Source organism: Prevotella melaninogenica (assembly GCF_018128065.1).
GTDB lineage: Bacteria > Bacteroidota > Bacteroidia > Bacteroidales > Bacteroidaceae > Prevotella.
The window spans coordinates 1,003,602-1,021,057 of the sequence record NZ_CP072359.1 but is presented as its reverse complement, the minus strand read 5'-3'; the positions used below and the strand labels follow the sequence as shown (position 1 = coordinate 1,021,057).

Sequence of the window (17,456 nt, the reverse complement as noted above, 5' to 3'; positions counted from 1 at the left end):
TTTTTAGATAAAAGCCTTACATATTATTTGGTAGTCAGGCTTTTTGTCTTAATCACGATAGTTGGATGTTTTTCTTGTCGCGGATCGTTTATATGAGTAATGATGTTGACAGAGCCTATGTCCGTGGGCTTAATATGCCTTGGCAAAGCCTCCATTATACGTTGGGGTGATAGCTTATAATCAATGATGGTCAGCTTCTTTCGTGGTTTTCTTAGTTTACCGTTTATTATCCATTGTAGTTCTGCAAAGGAGTTGGTTCGCATGATGATGATATCTCTTGGTGTTTTACAGAATGTAATGTTTTTAGCTTGCCTTATCTGTTCATCTGCCAAAAAAGTCTGTATTGATTCGATGGCATAAGGCGGAATAAGTCTCAGTCTATGTGATACAATCTGTTTTGCCGAATCTGACTGCATCTCGTCAATGGTAACGTGCAGGAGGGTGTCGGGTAGGGGTACTCCATCTATGACACATAAACTCTGAGCACGTATGCAGAGGGGTGCAAGTGCTATCAGTATTATGCAGAACAGTTTTCTTTTCAGTTTCTTCATAATCTTTTATTCATCAAGATTATTTATAAGCATAAAGCAGGATGGGGTTCTTGCTCTTGTCACAGATGTCTTCGATTTTCTTGAGCATAGCAGAGCTTGTGGTGAAGCATCCCCACGAAGCATCGGTGAGAGGAAGATAGGAGGTGATGTGGTGCATTATACCCACATATTTGGAACTATGGATAAGAATGTTCCTCCGCCGAGCATTGTCGTTAGTGGGGTCTAAGCCGTCAAGGGCGAAACGCAGTCCGACGGTAGCAGAATAGCTTTTCTCTGCAATCTTGAAATGTCCGAGGCTCGAGCATCTGCTCCCCTTTTTGTTTGAGAAATTTGGTTTCCACGCACTGTTTCCCTTTCCTCTGCCGTGTGCGCAGGGACCAGTGTCAAGCACGGATGACGTGTTCAGGTCGATGATGACCATTCGGTCCTCACCCGATGGGCGTGAGAAGTCTACGAGGATACAATAGTCTTCGCTAAATCCCTTTTTGTGGCAGGTCTCCCTGACCTCTTTGAGCTCGCTACCGAATGAATAGGGCTTCATCTTCCAATAGCCCTTTATGCCGAAGTTAATGAGAAGGAGGAAGATCAAAAGAAACCCCACCCCCAACCCTCCCCTCTCCCGTAGGGAGGGGAGGGAACAGCGAGATACCCCAACAGTTTGAATATCTTTTGATTTATCATTTCTCATCACTTATCTGGTATATTAGGATTTTATTTGACTTATCATTTTCCTATAATGTTGTCTACCATATAAGGGTGTCACGCTATCTACTCCCCCTCTCCACTTGGAGAGGGGCTGGGGGTGAGGCTGGGTTGACTTTCTTACATCCCCCTCGCTTTCAGCAATGCCTTTGTATCAGGAGCTTTGAGACCAGTGAAGTCAGAGAAGATGGTCATAAGGTCACGAGTGTTACCACGTGAGAGAACCTTCTGGCGGAAGTCATCACCCACCTTACGTGTCAGTGCACCATGCGCCTTGAAGTAGTCGGCAATATTCACGGCTAACACCTCACTCCACAGGTAGCTGTAATAACCAGCTGCATATCCCCCACCCCAGATGTGGTTGAAGTAAGAAGTAGAGTAACGTGGAGGGATCTGATGGTTCAGTAAGCCCATATCCGCCAACACTTTTTTCTCAAAGGCTGGTGCTTCTTCAGCAGATGGAATTTCAGAAGGAGAAAGACAGTGCCAAGCCATGTCTAAGCTTGTAGCAGCAAGATTCTCGCCCAATGAGTAAGCTGAAAGGAAGTTGAGCGAACCGAGCATCTTCTCACGTAGGGCATCAGGCATAGGTTCATTGGTCTTATAGTGGCGCGCATAGTGGTTGAACACCTCTGGAATACTTGCAAACGACTCATTAAACTGTGATGGCATCTCCACGAAGTCACGTGATACGGCCGTACCACTCAACGTGTTATACTTACAATTTGAAAGCATCCCATGCAGGGCGTGTCCAAACTCGTGGAACATTGTCTGAGTTTCATCCCAAGTAAGAAGTGTTGGCTGACCCTCTGGAGCCTTAGCATAGTTACAAACGTTGAAAACCAATGGTTTCTGATTGCGATCAGAGCTTTGCTTGAGAAAGGCACTCATCCACGCACCACCACGTTTTGTTGGACGACGGAAGTAATCGCAATAGAAGAGTGCCAACTGTTTACCATCAGCATCAAGCACGTCAAACACTTTCATATCCTTGTGATAAGTTGGGATATCCTTACGCTCACGGAAGTTAAGTCCATAGACACGGTGAGCAGCATAGAAGATACCATTCACGAGCACAGAGTCAAGATTGAAATAAGATTTCACATCATCATCCGAGAAGCTGTACTGATCTTTCTTCATCTTTGCTGAATAATAGAAGCGGTCGTAAGGCTGGAGTGGAGTGAACGAGTTGACAGGTTGACCAGTAGACGAGTTACTTGCGTTAACTTGTTCAGCCGTTAACTTGTCTACTTGTCCACTCGTTAACTTGTTCACTTGTTTATTCATATACTTCTCAATAGCCTTTGTTTGCGCTTCAGACTTTGGCTTATAAGCCTCAATCATCTGATGCAGGAAGGCATATACATTGTCCGTATTCTTCGCCATTGTCTTTGAGAGCGAGTAAGAAGCATAGTTCTTATATCCCATCAGCTGAGCCTTCTCTGCACGCAGACGAGCAATCTTCACGATGATGGGGAAAGTATTATAAGCACCCGTGCCATCCGTACGATGGATTGAAGCATTGTAAACTTTCTCACGCAGGGCACGATTGTCAAGACTTGCAAGGATAGGTTGTTGGGTAGTATTCGTAATCACAATACAATAAGGAGCCTTACCACCACGACTTTCAGCATCCTTCTTACACTGAGCGATGTCCGTCTCGCTGAGTCCTGCTAATTCCTTCACGTCGCTGACCCATACGGTAGCCTCATTGGCAGCCTTAGGAAGCATATCTCCAAACTCCTGCTGAAGTTTTGCCAACTCCTTGTTGATTTCCTGCATGCGTGCCATCTTCTCTTTGGGGAGTAGTGCGCCTGCATGCGTAAAGTCCTTATAAACAACCTCTAAGAGCTTTTTATCTTCACCCTTGAGCGTCTTATATTCATGGTCGTAAACATACTTGATGCGCTGGAAGAACTTCTGGTTGAACTTTATTTCATTCTCAAACTCCGTCATCAGCGGTACGATACTTCCCTGTGCCTTCTCAATCTCAGGCGTTTTGTCAGCCGATACCAAAGCATAGAAGATGTTTGAGATACGTTCCAAGTCCTTTCCACTCCGCTCGTAAGCCAGGATGGTATTGGCGAAGGTAGGTTTCTGCTTATTGTCCGTAATCTTCTTTATCTCAGCTCTCTGCTCAGCGATGCCCGCCTTGATGGCAGGGAGGTAGTCCTCACCTTTGATACGACTAAAGTCAGGAGCATTAAAGGGTAATGTACTCTGTTTCATAAGTGCGTTACTGACCGTTTGCATGGTCTTAGGTCTTGCGTTTTGTGCCTGACCTGTGAGTGCAGTGCAAGCAAGTCCTGCAACAAGCACAACATGTTTTAGGTTCTGTTTCATGTTTATTATATTGTTTGGTGATGGGTAATAGGTGATGGGGGGTGATGATTTCTATAAAGTGATTTAACAGTCAGCACGCTACACTTCATCAACACCCAACACCCATTTTTCCGCAAACTTACATAAAAAAAATGAGATTATGAAATTAATGGGTGATTAATGTTGGTGGGTGGGGGGTGATGGGTGTTGGGGGGTGATGATTTCTATAAAATGTAGTTTAATACTTTGAGAATTTATAGATAAGACTTTGAAAAATCATTACACAAAATTAAGTAAAACATCTAAAATAAAGACGAAAAACACGTGTAAAAAGCGAGTTTATAAACAGCAGTAAATCAATTGGTTATGAAGTCGCAAAAGAAAAGGTGCTTAATTGGACTTCAAAAGGGCGTTAGTTAGCCCTCAAAAGGGCACCTATTGCAAGCCTATCAGGCATCTTTTAGAAGCCAAAAGAGCATGTATTGTCTTTGGAGTGTACGAAAATAGTTTACAAACGTTGAGTGGTATGGGAATAATTTACAGAAGACGGAAAGGCATGTTGATAGATAGACAAAGTATTTATTCTTCTTTTCTGCATTTTATCTTGTCCCCCTCCCCTTGTAAGCCCATCTAAATTTTGATAATCTTGTCATGCAAGTGTGTATAAGTCTTTATTCTATTTCCAGTCTATGTATTTAACGAAAGAGTCATAATTTGGCAAAGATAAATTCCTTGAGAAACAATGTTACTGATTATTCATTAACTTCATTGCTTCTTTGGGTTATTTTTACTACCTTTGTACATTACATATAATACAGATAAGGTTAGGTCTAAATGAGACAATGATAGTCGTTGTGTAAAGTTTTTCAATAGTTCTTGATTCAATGAAGTAAGGCCGTTCGTGAACTTTACTATTCAAAAATAAAATACTATCTTTGCAAAGAATATTTAGGAAAGAGAAATAGAAATGATATCAATAGACGGACTGACGGTGGAATTTGGCGTAAAGCCATTGTTTAAGGATGTTTCATTCGTCATCAATGAACGAGATAGAATAGCACTTGTGGGGAAGAATGGAGCAGGGAAGTCAACGATGCTGAAGATTCTCTGCGGAATGCAGAAGCCTACGAGCGGCGTTGTTTCTGTACCGAATGACACGACAATAGGTTACCTGTCACAGGTGATGAAACTTTCTGACGATACGACCGTGAAGGAGGAGACGCGTAAGGCTTTCGCTGACAAGACGAAGATTGAGGAGAAACTCAAGAAGATGGAACAGGAGATGGCTGAGCGAACTGACTATGAGAGTGAGGGATACGCTGAGTTAGTGGAACGCTTCACCACTGAACACGAACGATATATGATGATGGGAGGCGAGAATTATGAGGCCGAGATTGAGCGTACGCTGACGGGTCTTGGTTTCAGTCGTGATGACTTTGATCGCCCTACACGTGAGTTCTCTGGCGGATGGCGTATGCGTATTGAATTGGCAAAGATTCTTCTTCGGAAGCCCGATGTGCTCTTGCTTGATGAGCCAACGAACCACCTTGATATTGAGTCAATTCAATGGCTTGAGCAATTCCTCTCACAGAGTGCCAAGGCTGTCGTGCTTGTGAGCCACGACCGTGCGTTTGTCAATAACGTGACGAATCGAACGTTGGAGATTACCTGTGGACACGTAGAGGATTATCGTGTGAAGTATGATGAGTATTTGGTTCTTCGGAAAGAACGTCGTGAACAACAGCTCCGTGCGTATGAAAATCAACAGAAAGAGATTGCTGACACAAAGGCTTTCATTGAGCGTTTCCGTTATCAAGCCACCAAAGCCGTACAAGTACAACAACGTATCCGACAATTGGAGAAGATTGTACCGATAGAGGTTGATGAGATTGACAATTCAGCTATGCGTCTGAAGTTCCCTCCCTGTTTGCGAAGTGGAGATTACCCAGTTATTGCAGAGGGATTGGGCAAGACTTATCCAAGCAGATTGCATAGTGATGGACCTGGACAGACGGTGTTTGAGGGTGTCGACTTGATTATCAAACGTGGTGAGAAGGTGGCTTTTGTCGGTAAGAATGGTGAAGGTAAGTCAACCTTCGTGAAGTGTATCATGGGCGAGATTCCCTTTGATGGTACGCTAAAGATAGGTCATAATGTTCAGATAGGTTACTTTGCACAGAACCAAGCACAGCTACTCGATGAGAATCTTACTATCTACGAGACCATCGACAGGGTGGCCACAGGAGATATGCGTTTGAGAATTAATGACCTACTCGGTGCTTTCATGTTCGGTGGAGAGACATCGGAGAAGTATGTTAAGGTGCTTTCAGGTGGGGAGCGTTCACGTTTGGCTATGATTAAACTCTTACTTGAACCTGTCAACCTTCTTATTCTCGATGAGCCAACCAACCATCTTGACATCGCTTCAAAAGAGGTGTTGAAGGAAGCTATCAAAGCCTTTGATGGTACGGCTATCATCGTGAGCCACGACCGAGAGTTCTTAGATGGATTGGTAAGCAAGGTATATGAATTCGGTGGTGGTAAGGTAAAAGAGCATTTGGGTGGTATCTATGACTGGCTTAGAAGCCCCCTCCAGCTCCCCCAAAAGGGGGAGAGTGCAGAGAACCTCTCGCTGACATCATCTAAATCAAGTAATAGCAGAAAAGCAGCTATGGAGTCTTCTGATAGCAGAAATGCTTCTCCCCTCCTTTCGGAGGGGTCGGGGGAGGCTTCTGGGGGGACTTTATCTTACGCTGAACGCAAAGAACAACAAAAGAAGATTCGTAAGGCTCAACGTGCTGTGGACGAATCTGAAGCTAAGATAGCAAAGCTGGAGGCACGTAAGAGCGAACTCGATGAGCTTCTGATGGCTCCCGAGAATGCTTCGAATATGGAACTCGTGACAGAATATACCAACCTCCAGCGTGAACTTGATGAAGAGAACGACAGATGGCTCGTACGCTCGGAAGAGCTTGAAACTTTGAACTTGGAACTTTGAGGTTTGAAGTTTGAAGTTTGAAGTTTGAGCGTTAACGGTTTTACTTTTTTACTTTTAACTTTCATGGCTTATATTCATTTTCTCACAGATATCACAGACGAACAGATGGAACAGATTTCCTTTTTCGCTACTGTAATGCACAGAGACCTGACGGTCTTGGATGACACAGATTTTAGAGACCTGTCAGCATAAAAAATCTGTGATATCAATGACCTTTAGGTCTCTGTGGCTCTGTTAAATCTGTTGATCTGTGCATTCTGTGAGAGTAAGATTTGAACTTTAAACGTTGAGCATTGAGCTTTTCCAACTCGCTAATCATAATTATGAATTTTAAATTCTGAATTATATAAAACATATTTACTATGCGTATCAAAACACTTTTACCAATGATGCTCCTTGCATCTGCTCCCCTTACTGGTATGGCACAGGGGCAGGCAGGTATCAAGGCTGAAAATCTCGACAAGTCGGTGCGTCCAGCTGACGACTTCTTTACGTTTGCTACTGGAGGATGGCAGAAACTGAATCCACTTCCTGGTGCATTCTCTCGCTTTGGTTCATTCGACCAATTGCAGGAGAATAATAACAAACGTATCAATACCATCCTTACCGATTTGCTTAAGAAACCAGGTAAGGAGGGGTCAATAGAGAGAAAGTTGAGCGACTTTTATAAGCTCGCCATGGACTCTGTGCGTCGTAATAAGGAGGGGATTAGCCCTGTTAAACCTCTGCTCAACGAGATGGAGGGGGCAAAAACACTTTCTGCCCTTCGTGCGCTTCAGTTGAAGTATGCAAGCTTTGGCTATGGTGTGCCAATGGATTATTCCTTTGAAGCTGACGAGAAGAATGCAAAGATGAATATTCTTCTTATCTATCAGGGTGGACTAAGTCTTGGACAGAAAGAATACTATCTTGACAATGACAAATCTACGACTAACATTCGTAATGCTTATCGTCAGTTTATTGCTAACATGTTCCGTCTTTATGGTTTCTCTGATGCACAAGCCGAAGCGAAACGTGATGCCGTTATGCGTTACGAAACGATGCTTGCGTTGATTTCAAAGAGTCGCACCGAGATGCGTGATGTAGAGGCTAACTACAATAAGATGACACTTAGCGAGTTTAAGGAAAAGTACCCTAATATTCCTCTTGAACAATTGTTGAATGCTGAAGGCGTTAAGAGCGAGTATATTCAGACAATGGTTGTAGGTCAACCTACTTTCCTTGCAGGTGTTGACAAGTTGGCTTCAACAGAGAGTGCTGACGAACTTCGTGCTCGTATGGAGTGGAGTGCTATTCTTGCTTCAGCCAATTATCTAAGCGATAATGTTCGTGCAGAATACTTCAACTTCTTCAGTAAGACAATGCGTGGTACAAAAGAGGATTATCCTCGTTGGAAGCGTGCCACACAACAGGTTGAGAAGCAGATGGGTGAGGCTTTGGGTCGTATCTATTGTGAACGTTACTTCCCTGCGTCAAGTAAGAAGCGTATGGAAGAATTGATCAAGAACCTTGAAGTGAGTCTTGCCGAACGTATTAAGGCACAGGACTGGATGAGTGAAGCCACAAAGAAAGCAGCACTTGAGAAGCTCTCAACCTTCTATGTTAAGGTGGGTTATCCTAACAAGTGGAAGGACTTGAGCCAGCTCACGATAGATCCGTCAAAGTCATATTATGAGAATGTGCAGTCTTGCCATAAATTCTGGGCTAAGGATGCTATCGAGGAGAAAGCTGGTAAGCCAGTTGATAAAGATAAGTGGTTGATGACTCCTCAGACGGTGAATGCTTATTATAATCCAACGACAAACGAAATCTGCTTCCCAGCAGGTATTCTTCAGTATCCATTCTTCGACCCAAAGGCTGATGATGCCTTTAACTATGGTGCTATTGGTGTGGTTATCGGTCATGAGATGACACACGGATTTGATGATCAAGGTCGTCACTATGACAAAGATGGTAATATGACAGACTGGTGGACAGAAGAAGATGGTAAAAACTTTGAGGCTCGTACCAGTAAGTATGCCGACTTCTTCAGTGCTATTAAAGTGTTACCTGACCTCAATGCAAATGGTAAACTCACCTTGGGAGAGAACCTTGCCGACCATGGTGGTCTTGAGGTTGCTTTCAACGCATTCGAGAAGACACCAGAAGCGAAGAAGGGTAAGACAATCATGGGCTTCACTCCTGAACAGCGCTTCTTCATCGCTTATGCTGGTGTATGGGCAAACAACATCACTGAAGCAGAGATTCGTAGTCGTGTAAAGAGTGACCCTCACTCTCTTGGTGAATGGCGTGTGAATGGTGCTTTGCCACATATCAACGCATGGTATAAGGCGTTCGGTGTGAAGGAAGGCGATAAGCTGTTCATTCCAGAAGCTAAACGTTTGAAGCTTTGGTAAACGTTGGCTGATGGGTGATGAGTGATTGGTGTTGATGGCTTGATAGTTATCTCACGATTATTCCTATCATTTGGTATCACCCACACCGATAAATCTATACATTAAAAGGCTCACGGCTAACCATTTTTATCAGTATATAATGCGAATAGAAATGGTTAGAGTGAGTTTTCTGTGTCTTTTCAGTGAGACGCATATTGTTCTTAGCAATACTTTTATGCAAGTAAGATTTGTAGAATTTGTTATTAATTACTATCTTTGTATCTTATTTATAGTAAAGAGAATAGAAGGCTTGTATGCACTCATACGCCCATAAAAGATAAAGGAAACAGGATATGCCATTAAGATTACCTGACGGACTTCCCGCTATTGATATATTGAAACGTGAGAATATCAACATTGAAGATATGCTTACAAAGGAAGAAGACAAACGAGCGATTCGTATTGTCATACTCAATCTTATGCCATTCAAATCCACGACAGAGACTGACTTCATCCGACTTCTTTCTAATAGTCCATTATTGTTGGATATTAGCTTTCTGAAACTCAAATCCCATACTTCCAAGCATACGCCAGAGGAACACATGAACCGCTTCTATCATACGCTTGAGGAAGTGAGTAAGGAGAAGATTGATGGACTGATTGTCACGGGTGCACCTGTTGAGGATTTACCTTTCGAGGAAGTGGACTACTGGAAAGAACTACAAGAGATATTCAATTGGGCACGTGAGCATGTGCGTTCAACGCTCTACATCTGCTGGGCGGCACAAGCGGGACTTTATCATTTCTATGACATACCGAAATATCCATTACCAAAGAAGATGTTTGGTATCTTCCCGACAATCCCTCTAAAGCCAGAGCTATCTCTCTTCCGTGGTTTTGATGACGTCTTTCGTATGCCACAGAGTCGTCATACGGAGGTTAGGCGTGAGGATATTGAACGAGTTGACGACCTTGATATTATCGCTGAGTCTGAAGAGAGTGGCGTGTCTATTGTCAGGTCGCGTAGTAAACGTGAATTCTTTATCACAGGTCACTTGGAGTATGCCCCCAACACACTTGACACAGAGTATCGTCGTGACCTTGGCAAGCGTGATGACGTTGAACTTCCGAAGTATTATTATCGTGAAGACGACCCAGAGAAAGGTCCGCTGGTCACTTGGCGTGCACATGCCAATTTGCTCTTCACAAACTGGGTGATGGGTGTTAGGTGATGGATGTTAATGAAATGTAAGTTTTGCTTAACATTACCTCCCAACACCTTTCACTCAACAATAGTAACCATCAACACCCAACACCTAACACCCAACAATATGCATTCATCATCACCCAACACCCATCACCCAACACCCATCACAATCGAACTCCTCGCCCCAGCTAAAAACCTCGAATGTGGAATAGCAGCTATTGACCATGGAGCAGATGCCGTTTACATCGGTGCTTCTCGTTTTGGCGCTCGTCAGTCAGCAGGCAATAGTGTGGAGGATATTGGCAAGTTATGCGATTATGCCCATCGGTATGGTGCAACGGTCCACGTGACTATCAACACAATTATTTATAACGATGAGATTGATGACACACTCGCTTTGGTGCGCTCGTTAGTTGACGTTGGCGTTGACGCTTTCCTCTTACAGGATATGGGATTGATGAGTAAGGTGAGAGAGATTGTTCCCGACACCGTAGCCCTTCACGCCAGCACACAATGTGACACACGTACGTGGGAGAAAGCACAATGGTTGAGCCAGCAGGGTTTCGACCGTGTTGTACTTGCTCGCGAACTATCAGCTGAGGAGATTAGCGATATTCATAAAAAGTTACCAGACCTTGAGTTAGAAGCATTCATACACGGAGCATTGTGTGTGAGTTATAGTGGTGTATGCTATGTCTCACAATATAGTTTTGGGCGTTCAGCCAATCGTGGTGCTTGTGCACAGTTCTGTCGATTAGCATTCGACTTGAAGGATTCTGACGGAAAGACTATCGAACATCAACGCCATCTCCTCTCATTGAAGGATATGAGTCAGATTGACAACCTTGAAACGCTGATGCGCTCAGGAGCTTGTGCCTTTAAGATAGAGGGAAGACTGAAGGATATCAACTATGTAAAGAATGTCGTTTCAGCTTATAGTAAACGCATTGATGAGATTATCCGCAAGCATCCTGGCGAGTTCCGTCGAGCCTCGTTGGGGCGTGTTCGCTATTCCTTTACACCCGATTTGAAGAAGACTTTCAATCGTGGTTATACTAATTACTTTCTCAAAGGTAGACAAGCAGACATCTTCTCACCCGACACGCCAAAGGCTTTGGGTGAGTTTGTTGGTCGTGTAAAAGAGATAAGACGAGATAGTTTCAACGTGTCCAGCACAGCAAACTTTGCCAATGGTGACGGACTATGTTTCCTTTCACGTGATGCAGAAAGTCAGGCAACACGCTTGGAGGGATTCCGTGTGAACCGTGCTGTTGGTAATCGCCTCTATCCTTTCAAAATGCCACGAGGCTTAAAGCCTGGTATGGGGTTGTATCGTAATCAGGACCAAGCGTTTGATAAGGAACTGAGTGGAAAAACCGCAGAACGTAAGATTCAGATAAAGATGTGGTTTGGGACCTCCCCTGAGACCTCCCCCAACCCCTCCGAAGGAGGGGAGCACCTAACGGAGAGTCGTGGGGTGATATGGGCAAGAGCTGAGGTGATTGGCTCTAAACCTTCATCTTACGAACAAACACCTGACCAGTATCCTGTTTCAAATCAAACATCTGACCAGTATCCTGTTTCAAATCAAACTTCTGACCAGTATCCTGTTTCAAATCAAACATCTGACCAGTATCCTGTTTCAAATCAAACTTCTGACCAGCATCCTGTTTTAAATCAAATATCTGACCAGCATCCTGTTTTAAATCAAACATCTGACCAGCATCCTGTTTTAAATCAAACACCTGACCAGTATCCTGCTTCAAATCAAACACCTGACCAGTATCCTGTTTCAAATCAAATATCTGACCAGCATCCTATTTTAAATCAAACTTCTGACCTGCATCCTGTTTCAAATCCAACTTCTCACGAAACGATATCCAACGAGCATCCCGTTAGGTTCTCCCCTCCTTTGGAGGGGCTGGGGGAGGTCCCCCTTCCTCTTCCCCTTGCCCAAAAACCTCAACGTGATAACATCATACGCCAGCTTACAAAATTGGGTAATACTGTGTACGAATGTGCAGACGTTGAGATAGTTGACGGAGCTGACAAATACTTCATTCCAAGTAGCATCTTAGCCGACTTGCGTCGCATAGTGATAGAAAATCTCGACAAACAAGTCATGCACATGCAACGTATGACCATCCATAGAAAGTCGAAGGAGAAGCAATCTGATCCAAAGCTGAATTTCTCAATGGTAAACCCAGCACAATATCAGCAATTGCCTTATCTGTATAATATCTCCAATGATGCTGCTCGCAAGTTTTATGAACAGCAAGGACTGACCAAAGTCGATTCTGCCTTTGAGCTTCAATATCCTGCTGGCGTTCCCAATGGCTCTAAACCAACTGATAAGTCATTCTCAATTCAGGGCGATAAAGAAGCCGTTTCTAATTTATTGATGCAGTGCCGTCATTGCATTCGTTATTCACTTGGCTATTGTGTTAAATGGGGTGGACAGAAGCCCACTTGGCGTGAACCTCTCTTCCTCGAACTACCCGACAAACGTCGCTTTCGCTTAGAGTTTGATTGTAAGAACTGTCAGATGAATGTGTGCAACGTTACATAATCAAAAGTCATAATCTATAACTTATCATGATGATTACGAATCAACCAGCCCCCAAAAGACAAGAGTATGCTCAGGCTTCAACAACAAAGAAATTTGATAATTGCTCTATGCAAAGAAATGGTATTATAGGGATGATCCTTCTCTTACTATTTAGCTTCTCGTTTACAGGCTGTTATCATAAGAAGATCCCATCCTCTTTCCGACTTCCCGATAGCATTCAGGAAGCACAAATCTCCCGCCGTTTAGAGGCAGGAGATGATTCTGTATTGAAACAAAATGATAAGGACCAAATAGAGTGGAGCGGTACACGAAGCAAGGTAGACTCGTTGGCTTTCCGTGTAAAACACCATTATTCGCAAGGCTTTAATTTTGTTGTTATACCAGATTCGCTAATGCTTCTCCGTCAACAACCAGAAGAGGCTGTCAACGACATGAAGACCGATTCCTTTGCAGTGAAGAAAGGAAAGGAAGTTGTTGTAGCTGACATACGTATTCTCCCGAATGATAAGCAAGATTCTGTATGGGTACAAATAGCGACAGAGGACTATGCCTTTGGATGGATTCACGAATCTCAACTATTAAAACAAGTTGTTCCTGCCGACCCCATCTCGCAATTTATCTCTACCTTCTCAAACATTCACCTGCTCATTTTCTTGATAGTCATCTCAATTATGGGCGTAGGGTATTTAGCTCGTAAGATATTGAAGAAGAACGCACATATTGTGCATCTCAACGACATCAGCTCTTTCTACCCTACCCTCTTAGCTGTCATCGTGGCACTATCTGCAGCTTTCTATGCTTCCATACAACTCTTTGCACCAGAGACCTGGCGTGAGTTCTACTTCCACCCATCGCTTAATCCCTTCTCACAACCCTTACTACTCAACATCTTCTTGGTGCTTGTGTGGGCAATGCTCATCATCAGCATCGCCACAATTGACGATGTACGAAGACTCCTAAAATCGGGCGAAGCCCTACTCTATCTTAGCGGATTGGGTGCAGTATGTGCTGTAAACTATATCGTCTTCTCAGTGCTTACCTTATATTATATAGGTTATCCACTTCTTATCGTCTATATCTATTATGCCTTCCGAATCTATCTTCGTAAGATCCGTGAGACCTATTATTGCGGAAATTGCGGTGTACGCCTTCACAGAAAGGGAAGATGCCCACAATGTGGAGCTGTTAATGAATAGCAAAAAGTAAATGCGCTTCACTATAGTCTGCCACAGGATTTTGGAAAAGAAATTATAGACTGGAATGCCGCTGGGCACAAAAAGGGCTCTTCCATTAAATACGTAGATGCTTGTCGTGGGTATAAAAGAGTTGAAAACGTTTCCTTCCTGATGCCTAAAAATGCGATAACGATTTGAAAAATCATTACACAACCACAAGGGAAAGTTCTATAAAAACAGCCCAAAACGAGCATAAAAAGCAGATTTATAACTCGCATAATATCAAATGGTTACAAGCCTCTCTTGCAGAAGGTGCTTAATTGGACCTCAAAAGGGCGTTAGTAAGACTTCAAAAGGGCATGTTTTGCAAGCCAATTGGGCGTCTTTTCAAATCCAAATGACCATATATAACTTTAAGATGTGTGAAAATAATTTACATACTCACACAAAGAAACATGTTAACCCAAGTTTAACTGGCAAAATTATTTTTCATAAATATTCGGGATGTTTTGTGTAGTATCAATTTGATAAATGATTGATAATCAAGTATAGGGTATTGTCACGAGGGTTAAAATCCGAATTGTAGGACACCGTCATATCAAAATTATTTTGTTACTTTGCACTCATGCACGCAAATGTACAGACACGATTCAACCCTGCAACAGGCGACATGGCTCCTTATTATCGCATCAAGGAGTCATATCGTGACGTGCAGGGTCATGTACATTCGCTAATTTTGTTGAACATCGGTTTTGAACCTTCACTTACTACCGTACAGGTTCGAAAAATTGCATACGCACTTACCGAACGCTTCAAAACCAGAAGTACACCCTCGCTTTTCAAAGAACGCCTTGAGGGACTTACTCCTATTGAACAGGCAAAGGCTGACGAATGGTGGAGCCGTATGGAGAAAGAAGGTGGAATCGATAGGTTTAACAAGGAAGAGCAGAAGTCGCTGAGAAAATATGAGAACTACGTTGACCTTGAGACGGCAAAATATACTGACGCAAGGAATGTCGGTACTGAGTGGCTCTGTAAGCAGACGATAGACAAACTGCAATTAGAGGGTTTCCTGCGCAGAAACGGCTGGACGGAGAATACGATACACACGGCTTTGTCAGCATTGATTGTTCGCACAGTATATGCAGTTTCTGAACGTTCGTCTTATTATTATTTGCGCGATAACTCTGCTGCTGGTGAACTTTATAGTGGAGTTCCTGGCTGGACACCAGGAATCAATTCTCTGTATAAAGTCACTGACAAATTATATGAACTAAAGGAACAGTTAGAGCGTCATCTGTGCAACGTTACTGACGATCTCTTTAATATAGACAACAAGTTGATGCTCTTCGACTTAACCAACTTCTATTTCGAGGGCAGTAAGCGTAACAGCGACAAGGCTAAGTTCGGTCGATCAAAAGAAAAACGCTCTGACTGTAAGCTACTTGTACTTGCACTATGTATCAATAAAGAAGGTTTTATACGTTATTCTTCTATCTTGGAGGGTAATACAGCAGACCCCAAGTCTCTGCCCGATATGATTGACACGCTGGCAAAGAAGAATCCATCACGGACAAAGGATACGCTTGTTGTCATGGATGCAGGTGTTGCCACGGAAGAGAACTTGGAGCTAATAAAGAAAAAGGGTTACAATTATCTCTGCGTATCCCGTACGCAAATGAAGGACTATATGCTCAGTGATGATAATAAGAGCGTTACAGTAATGGATGCCCGTCGGCAGAAGATAACGCTGAAAGAGGTTAAGACAGAGGATGATAAGGATTATTATCTCGAAATAACATCTCCTTCGAAAGCTATGACAGAGTCGTCCATGAACAGGGTTTGGAGAGAGCGTTTTGAGATGGAACTGCAGAGGATAAACGATGGAATCTCCAAGAAAGGTGGAACAAAGACCTATGAAAAGGTTGTTGAACGTACAGGACGTGCCATATAGAAGTACCCTTCTATAGCGAAGTTCTACCAGATAGCTACATAAAAAATGAGAAGAAACCCAAGGAGATGCTGCGTGTAGACTGGGAGATAAAAGACCTCTCGGCAATGGAATCTGGTCATAGAGTCTATTTCCTCCGCAGCAATGTCAGGACACTTTCTGAACGTGTAACATGGGAATACTACAATCTCATTCGTGAGATAGAATGTACGAACAGACAACTAAAGAATGATCTCAACCTCCGTCCTATCTATCATCAGAAAGATGAGCGAAGTGACGCACACCTTTTCTTCGGTTTATTATCCTATACTGGGTGGTAAACACCATCCGTTGTCAATTAAAACGAGAAGGAGAATCCTGTTACTGGACCGAGATTGTACGACGTATGAGCACCCAGAAGCTCGTCACAACAAAAGGGAAGAATCCATTAGGTGAAACCATCGAGATGCGCCAATGTAGTAGTCCTTCGAAGCAAGCAAAACAGATATACGATAAGCTGAACTTAAAACACTCACCATACAAAAAGAATAAAATTTGTAGGACACAGAGCCCATAAGAAAAACGAGGAAAGTACGGTCACTGCAAGAAATAGGCGAAAGTGGGGGTTAAACTTGGGTTCAGAGCCAGAAGCAACGGTCTCAAGCTCTGGACTTCTGAATAATATTTTTTATCATCTGTATATATTAATGACAGGTGTGTGGTTTGGGGATTTATCCCTGTCCGCACACCTGTTCCCGTATTCTGAGACGTACCCGAGTAGGTTTTGAAAGACTACGAATGAGCCGAATAAATATATTGAAAGCCCACGAATGACACCAATTGTGAGAATAGATATAATGAAAGACTACGAATGGAAATGAAAAGATAAAGGGCTCGGTATGAAATTGATGGGATAATTTCTTTAATTGATATTTTCTTTCACTTGTATCGTGGAAGAATAAAGGGTTTTAAGTATTTGACGTAATGAGTTTTACCCCGTGAGTTTAGTACTTTGAAGAAAGGTACACAGAGGCGGAGCGAACGGAGGATGATTTATCACAAAGCAAAGGTTGACACGGAGACACCACTGGTGCGTGGAGCAAAGAAGGATAATTGCAAATTTTGTTGGAGCGATTGTATGTAAAGTATATATAACGTTTGTCTTCAAAGATATCAGCAACCTGCACACTACGCCCCTGTCTGCTCTTTGTGCTTTCGCACCTCTGTGAGATGGCGTTCACCTCCGCGTTCCCCCTTTCTCTACGTGCTATATTACAAGAGACTTACTTTGTCACTTCATATTTCGGAAGAACCAGCAAAGTATATATATATCAATCAGCTAATTTTGTTTTTACCGAGCGACCCATAAACTAAATCTCCTGTCACTCCTGTCAGTTATAGTAGGCTCTTAAAATGTTATATCACAATAAGATACAGGAAATGTTAAAAGTGACAGCAAACTAAAATAAAACTATCCTTCTATTATCCGTAATAATATCTCTCGTATTTGGGGATATTTATTATTACAAAGTTTAGAAGGACTTTTTATAATTAGCTTTTTATGTACCTTTCCTCCAACTTTTCCCTACTGAGCCGTTTGACTGTTTTTGGGAGATTTTTTAGACAT

The 17,456-nt window shown here is 42.9% G+C and carries 8 protein-coding genes and 1 pseudogene; 6 read left to right on the top strand and 3 right to left on the bottom strand.

The features are described 5' to 3' along the window. Positions 1 to 23: 23 nt before the first annotated feature. From J5A56_RS04170 to J5A56_RS04160, 3 genes are all read right to left on the bottom strand, one after another. Positions 24 to 551 (bottom strand): hypothetical protein, encoded by a 528-nt coding sequence (locus J5A56_RS04170; RefSeq protein WP_021671677.1) that lies wholly within the window; start codon positions 549 to 551, stop codon positions 24 to 26. Positions 552 to 570: 19 nt separating this feature from the next. After that, positions 571 to 1,092: a murein L,D-transpeptidase catalytic domain-containing protein gene (locus tag J5A56_RS04165; protein ID WP_231370806.1), complete on the bottom strand. Its 522-nt coding sequence runs from the start codon at positions 1,090 to 1,092 to the stop codon at positions 571 to 573. A 281-nt stretch (positions 1,093 to 1,373) separates the two neighbouring features. After that, positions 1,374 to 3,596: a M3 family metallopeptidase gene (locus J5A56_RS04160; RefSeq protein WP_021671679.1), complete on the bottom strand. Its 2,223-nt coding sequence runs from the start codon at positions 3,594 to 3,596 to the stop codon at positions 1,374 to 1,376. 946 nt (positions 3,597 to 4,542) lie between these two features. Between J5A56_RS04160 and J5A56_RS04155 the strand changes: the two genes are divergently transcribed. The 6 genes and pseudogenes from J5A56_RS04155 (at position 4,543) to J5A56_RS04125 (ending at position 16,406) form a co-directional block, all read left to right on the top strand. Then, positions 4,543 to 6,573, top strand: coding sequence for an ABC-F family ATP-binding cassette domain-containing protein (locus J5A56_RS04155; RefSeq protein WP_021671681.1), 2,031 nt, complete (start codon positions 4,543 to 4,545; stop codon positions 6,571 to 6,573). 362 nt (positions 6,574 to 6,935) lie between these two features. Then, positions 6,936 to 8,969, top strand: coding sequence for a M13 family metallopeptidase (locus J5A56_RS04150; protein WP_021671683.1), 2,034 nt, complete (start codon positions 6,936 to 6,938; stop codon positions 8,967 to 8,969). A 332-nt stretch (positions 8,970 to 9,301) separates the two neighbouring features. Next, on the top strand, positions 9,302 to 10,180 hold the full coding sequence (locus J5A56_RS04145) for a homoserine O-succinyltransferase (RefSeq protein ID WP_021671685.1): 879 nt from the start codon (positions 9,302 to 9,304) through the stop codon (positions 10,178 to 10,180). A 99-nt stretch (positions 10,181 to 10,279) separates the two neighbouring features. After that, a complete protein-coding gene (locus J5A56_RS13435) occupies positions 10,280 to 12,724 on the top strand; it encodes a peptidase U32 family protein (RefSeq protein ID WP_249112022.1) in 2,445 nt (814 codons plus the stop codon). Positions 12,725 to 12,831: 107 nt separating this feature from the next. Next, positions 12,832 to 13,920, top strand: a complete 1,089-nt coding sequence (locus tag J5A56_RS04130) for a zinc ribbon domain-containing protein (protein ID WP_036919634.1) — start codon at positions 12,832 to 12,834, stop codon at positions 13,918 to 13,920. Between the two features lie 604 nt (positions 13,921 to 14,524). Beyond that, positions 14,525 to 16,406: pseudogene (locus J5A56_RS04125) on the top strand (IS1634 family transposase). The last annotated feature ends 1,050 nt before the right edge of the window (positions 16,407 to 17,456 follow it).

Bases quoted from the DNA above. Each gene is read 5' to 3' on its own strand.
- J5A56_RS04150 (WP_021671683.1), top strand. From the start codon at position 6,936: ATGCGTATCAAAACACTTTTACCAATGATGCTCCTTGCATCTGCTCCC.
- J5A56_RS13435 (WP_249112022.1), top strand. From the start codon at position 10,280: ATGCATTCATCATCACCCAACACCCATCACCCAACACCCATCACAATC.
- J5A56_RS04170 (WP_021671677.1), bottom strand. From the start codon at position 551: ATGAAGAAACTGAAAAGAAAACTGTTCTGCATAATACTGATAGCACTT.
- J5A56_RS04130 (WP_036919634.1), top strand. From the start codon at position 12,832: ATGCAAAGAAATGGTATTATAGGGATGATCCTTCTCTTACTATTTAGC.
- J5A56_RS04145 (WP_021671685.1), top strand. From the start codon at position 9,302: ATGCCATTAAGATTACCTGACGGACTTCCCGCTATTGATATATTGAAA.
- J5A56_RS04160 (WP_021671679.1), bottom strand. From the start codon at position 3,596: ATGAAACAGAACCTAAAACATGTTGTGCTTGTTGCAGGACTTGCTTGC.
- J5A56_RS04165 (WP_231370806.1), bottom strand. From the start codon at position 1,092: ATGAAGCCCTATTCATTCGGTAGCGAGCTCAAAGAGGTCAGGGAGACC.
- J5A56_RS04155 (WP_021671681.1), top strand. From the start codon at position 4,543: ATGATATCAATAGACGGACTGACGGTGGAATTTGGCGTAAAGCCATTG.